This window comes from Paraburkholderia solitsugae (assembly GCF_013177695.1).
Classification (GTDB): domain Bacteria; phylum Pseudomonadota; class Gammaproteobacteria; order Burkholderiales; family Burkholderiaceae; genus Paraburkholderia; species Paraburkholderia solitsugae.
Genome location: NZ_WOEY01000033.1, coordinates 1 through 3,597 on the forward strand (window position 1 = coordinate 1; position 3,597 = coordinate 3,597).

The following is a 3,597-nucleotide window of genomic DNA, read 5'->3' on the forward strand; positions in this document are numbered from 1 at the left end:
TCCGGGCCGAAGCCTGCCGGAGGCCGCATTGATCCTGACGGTTTCTGTCAGATGACTGGCGCACCAATCTGCGCCGCGAGATTGATCATTCTCGCGGCCTCCAGCTCGTCGGACGTCCCCCGCGGTAAATCGCAAACGGCACATTTGCGACTCCCGGACAAGGTCGCGGTCTCCGGTGGGTACGACGATCAATGTGGGCGAGGTCTACGCTCATCTTGTCCGCGATGTTCGTGAGGGCACCTACAGCCCCATCGCGCTGCACGCTCGCCACTTCCTGGCGGTGACGAGGTCACTGCCAGGGAGCCGCGCGCGACTGCCGGCTATTGACTGTGCTGAGCGGACGCTCGTGCCTTCGAGTCGCCTATAGGAGCTATGGTCCCGAACAGTCCATTGACCTCCTTGTTAGGACCTGCCGAGAAGTACAACGCGTCCGAGCTCGAGTTGCGGCCGCCACCGAGTGTCAGCGTCCACAGGCCGTCGATAGCCAATGGATTGCGGTACGCATCCTCCAACTGATCGACGAACGTGCCGTCATCGTTGAAGACATTGATTCGGCCGTCGCCAAAGTTGCCAATCAGGATCTTGCCGCTGAAGCGGCCGAATGCAAATGATGTGCGCGTGATTCCCCAGGGCGAATTGAGCGCCCCTCGGCTGGCGAAGCGGCGCAGCAGATGGCCGTCTGTATCGAATACATCGACGAATCCATGACCTCTGCCTGCAACATCGTCGTGCTTCTGATTGTTCTGCTGCGCATAGGTGACGAAAAGGTCGCCATCGATGTTCGCGATGCCAAACGGCGCGTAGCCGGCCGGGATGTCTGGATCGGCGAAGCCGCCGTCCGTCGTCGCGGGCGTGAACAAGCCGTTCGTACCGCCGCTCGGCCCGAATACATCGATCCGACCCGAGCGAAAGTTCGTCGCAAACAGGAATGCTCCATTCTCGTTCACACCGAAGACGAGACCCTTGTAGACGGCCCCGCTGGCGGCGGATGGAGAGGACGAGTTATCGACCGCGATCACGGCGTTATTCGCCGGATTCAACCCACCGGCCCAAGCGGAAATCGTGCCGTCCTCGGTCGCGAGGATGAATGCGGCCGGGATCGTGGTACCTGGCACTAGAAACGCCGGTGAGGGATTCCACACGATTCCGGTCGGCGCCGCAGGCGTGGGATTCGGTGGATTGTTGGGAAAGACGGGATGACAGGCGCTGGCCGGTATGACATTGCCTGGCAGCGGGATGGAGACCTGCAGCGCCACCTTTGCCCCCTCGCCGTCATACAGCGTGGAGCAGCCTGTGGCATTGTCGTTGATCCAGAACGGACTTGCTGCCGGACTAAAGGCAATACCCCAAGCGTTCTGTAGTACCCCGTCGACCTTCGGGGCAGCGCCTGCCAGGTTGGACACGAGTGGTGTGACGACGTAAGCATCATCGTCAGCGGCATGCCCGATTGTGAAACCGGCGGCGAGGACGATCACGGCCGCCGCTTTGAGCCCCCAAGAAACCTGTGACATGAGTACCCTCCTTAGTCTGACTGGTGAGAAATTGCTCCGCGAGTAGGCGCCAGAGGAGGCTAAACGACCGCTGTCCTTCAAATATTCCCGCTGTCCTTCAAAAAATTCCACTTGCCACCCGGTCGAATGACGCGATAGGGCGTCGGCCCTTCGACTTGATTCATGGATCAGAACGTGCTTTAAGCGCTTTAAGCAATACTTTGAGTGAGTCACGATAAATTCACGGCACTGTCACAGAACTCGAGCGGTGAATTTACCGACGCCGCCTGGCCGTTCAGTTCGCTCGCACAAAGTAAGTCCATCCCCAGCAACCGTGTACCAATTCGGTGCTGACTTTGGATACCTTGGCGCCCAACATTAAGTGGACGCGACCGTCGCCTTCATGACCCAGCCGTTTCAAGGCGACTTCGCCGAGTGTTTACGTGGCTCGCTGTGTCATACCTTTCTGCTGCGAGTAGCCGTTGGACTTCGAAAACAGCCGTTGCCGTTGCGTAGGCTCGAATGACGGCAAAGGGTCGCGTGCTGGCGACCGCAGCCGTGCAAGGCTGAAGCAGGTATGCCAATCGCATGAGGCAGTACCCGGCCAATTTGGGACGTTGATCCTTCTCTATCAGATCGGCGACAATCCGTCCCCCGCATACACTTATCCGATGGAGAACTATGAGTGTCATTCGACTCACGCGCGTGATCCGCGCTGACGCCGCGGATTTGATCGCCGCGAACTCAAAAAATCAGGAATACCACTTGCCGTGGGTGACTTCGTTTACAGATCAGGCGGGATTCGACAATTGGTTTGCGCGCGGACTCACCGGGTCGAACGTCGGCCTGGTTGCGCGCGAAACCGCATCGAATAATAGGGTTGTCGGCGTGATCAATCTTAACGAAATCGTTGCAGGTGCCTTTCAAAGCGCCTATCTCGGTTACTACGGGATGTCAAACTTCAGCCGGACTGGATTCATGACCGAGGCGCTTCGAGCGGCGGTTGATTATGCATTCAGCGAGCTTGGGTTGCATCGTCTAGAGGCAAACATTCAACCGGAGAACGTCGCATCGATCTCACTTGTGCGTCGGTTAGGTTTCAAGCAGGAAGGTTTTTCACCAAGCTATCTTCGCATTAATGGTGAATGGCGGGATCACGAACGATGGGCGTTGCTTGCGAACATGTCGTGCTAGACCCAGCATGACAGTCCACACATCGCGAACTCTTCCTCGCGCGTCAGCGCTGCCTCACGAGCGAATTATACAAAGACACAAAATGAAAACTACACATTCGATAAGAGCAGCCAGACCGGACGACGCAGCGCGTATCGCGGTACTGGGCGCACATGTGTGGGTGCATACCTATGCTGCAGCGGGCGTGTCTGAAGTCATTGCGCAGTACGTTACGGCGAAATTTACGCCAGAAAATATCCTGGCTCTATTGAACGATCCGGGCATCGTTCTATTGGTTGCCGAAGCCAATGCCAATCTTGCCGGCTATATCGTCATGCGCTTCGGTTCGCACCATGCCGATGTTCCCACCGAGATTGAAACACTCTACATCCAAGATTCGTTTGCTGGCTGTGGAATTGGATCGGCATTGCTGACCCACGCCCGAGGTGTTGCGATGGCTAGAACCGGAAATCGAGCGGTCTGGTTAATCGTTAACTCCCAAAACGAGAAGGCGATTTCTTTCTATCGCGCTCGCGGAATGACACAGGACGGGATCGCGTACTTTGAACTCGGCGGTATCAAACACGAGAACAAGGTGATGGTCGCAAGGGATTGACGAGCTTCTTGCGCTCATTAGCCGATGATAAGCATCACTGAAAATACAGCGACCGACGTGTCCACCGTGGTTCCCGGAATGTCCGCTGTCGAGAAACGCGAGCGGTTTAGGCAGTATGACTTTCCGTGAGTCAGCGGCTGGCCCGCCGCGAGGAATCAGACGCGGGCTAGCATTACTGCCAGAGCCGCATGGTGTGCACTGGGGCACACCCGGCGATTTCCAGCGCGGAGGCCAGCATGGAAAACGATAGCACGGTGTATGTCGGTCTGGACGTTCACAAGGAGTCGATCACGGTGGCGTACGCGGTCGGCATGGGCG

General features: G+C 57.4%; 3 protein-coding genes. 2 read left to right on the forward strand and 1 reads right to left on the reverse strand.

Annotated features, from left to right (window positions below; all coding sequences use genetic code 11):
• Nucleotides 1-320: 320 nt before the first annotated feature.
• On the reverse strand, nucleotides 321-1,511 hold the full coding sequence (locus GNZ12_RS08880; protein ID WP_172309992.1) for a TIGR03118 family protein: 1,191 nt from the start codon (nucleotides 1,509-1,511) through the stop codon (nucleotides 321-323).
• Between the two features lie 660 nt (nucleotides 1,512-2,171).
• On the opposite strand from GNZ12_RS08880, the gene GNZ12_RS08885 reads away from it, so the two are divergent.
• Nucleotides 2,172-2,684 carry a GNAT family N-acetyltransferase gene (locus GNZ12_RS08885; RefSeq protein WP_172309990.1) on the forward strand — a complete coding sequence of 171 codons (513 nt, stop codon included), beginning with the start codon at nucleotides 2,172-2,174 and terminating at the stop codon, nucleotides 2,682-2,684.
• A gap of 82 nt (nucleotides 2,685-2,766) precedes the next feature.
• Nucleotides 2,767-3,279, forward strand: a complete 513-nt coding sequence (locus tag GNZ12_RS08890; RefSeq protein ID WP_172309991.1) for a GNAT family N-acetyltransferase — start codon at nucleotides 2,767-2,769, stop codon at nucleotides 3,277-3,279.
• The last annotated feature ends 318 nt before the right edge of the window (nucleotides 3,280-3,597 follow it).

Excerpts from the sequence above, each read along its gene's own strand:
- GNZ12_RS08880 (WP_172309992.1), bottom strand. The coding sequence starts at position 1,511 with ATGTCACAGGTTTCTTGGGGGCTCAAAGCGGCGGCCGTGATCGTCCTC.
- GNZ12_RS08885 (WP_172309990.1), top strand. The coding sequence starts at position 2,172 with ATGAGTGTCATTCGACTCACGCGCGTGATCCGCGCTGACGCCGCGGAT.
- GNZ12_RS08890 (WP_172309991.1), top strand. The coding sequence starts at position 2,767 with ATGAAAACTACACATTCGATAAGAGCAGCCAGACCGGACGACGCAGCG.